This is a genomic window from Nonomuraea sp. bgisy101, from assembly GCF_057708945.1.
Window position 1 is genome coordinate 1 of sequence record NZ_JBYITD010000105.1, and the last position, 1,399, is coordinate 1,399.

The 1,399-nt window shown below is 57.3% G+C and carries 1 rRNA gene; it reads left to right on the forward strand.

Features of this window, described 5'->3' with window-relative positions:
* Positions 1-1,392 (forward strand): 23S ribosomal RNA (locus AC3EO4_RS55630); the annotation flags it as partial.
* Positions 1,393-1,399 lie beyond the last annotated feature (7 nt).

Below are 1,399 nucleotides of genomic sequence, written 5' to 3' on the forward strand. Positions count from 1 at the left end.
GTATCCTGAGATGTGATGCCGAGCCGATTGTGGCGAAGTGGATGATCCTATGCTGCCGAGAAAAGCCTCTAGCGAGTGTTGTGGCGGCCCGTACCCTAAACCGACTCAGGTGGTCAGGTAGAGAATACCAAGGCGATCGGGTGAACTGTGGTTAAGGAACTCGGCAAATTGCCCCCGTAACTTCGGGAGAAGGGGGACCTCTGCTGGTGATGGCACTTGCTGTCTGAGCTGGTGGGGGTCGCAGTGGCCAGGGGGAAGCGACTGTTTACTAAAAACACAGGTCCGTGCGAAGTCGTAAGACGATGTATACGGACTGACGCCTGCCCGGTGCCGGAACGTTAAGGGGACCGCTTAGCCGCGTGAGTGGCGAAGGTGAGAACTTAAGCGCCGGTAAACGGCGGTGGTAACTATAACCATCCTAAGGTAGCGAAATTCCTTGTCGGGTAAGTTCCGACCTGCACGAATGGCGTAACGACTTCCCCGCTGTCTCAACCGCAGACCCGGCGAAATTGCACTACGAGTAAAGATGCTCGTTACGCGCAGCAGGACGGAAAGACCCCGGGACCTTCACTACAGCTTGACATTGGCGTTTGGAACGTCTTGTGTAGGATAGGTGGGAGACTGTGAAGCTCGGACGCTAGTTCGGGTGGAGTCATTGGTGAAATACCACTCTGGTCGTTTTGAACGTCTAACTCTGGTCCGTGATCCGGATCGGGGACAGTGTCTGGTGGGTAGTTTAACTGGGGCGGTTGCCTCCTAAAGAGTAACGGAGGCGCCCAAAGGTTCCCTCAGCCTGGTTGGCAATCAGGTGTTGAGTGTAAGTGCACAAGGGAGCTTGACTGTGAGACTGACGGGTCGAGCAGGAGCGAAAGCTGGGACTAGTGATCCGGCGGTGGCATGTGGAAGCGCCGTCGCTCAACGGCTAAAAGGTACCCCGGGGATAACAGGCTGATCTTCCCCAAGAGTCCATATCGACGGGATGGTTTGGCACCTCGATGTCGGCTCGTCGCATCCTGGGGCTGGAGTAGGTCCCAAGGGTTGGGCTGTTCGCCCATTAAAGCGGTACGCGAGCTGGGTTTAGAACGTCGCGAGACAGTTCGGTCCCTATCCGCTGCGCGCGTAGGAGACTTGAAAGGGGCTGTCCCTAGTACGAGAGGACCGGGACGGACGAACCTCTGGTGTGCCAGTTGTACCGCCAGGTGCACGGCTGGTTGGCTACGTTCGGAAGGGATAACCGCTGAAAGCATCTAAGCGGGAAGCTCGCCTTGAGATGAGGTCTCCCACCCTGTGAGGGGGTAAGGCTCCCGGTAGACGACCGGGTTGATAGGCCGGAGGTGGAAGCGCGGTAACGTGTGGAGCTGACCGGTACTAATAGGCCGAGGACTTGACCACAAAGCAT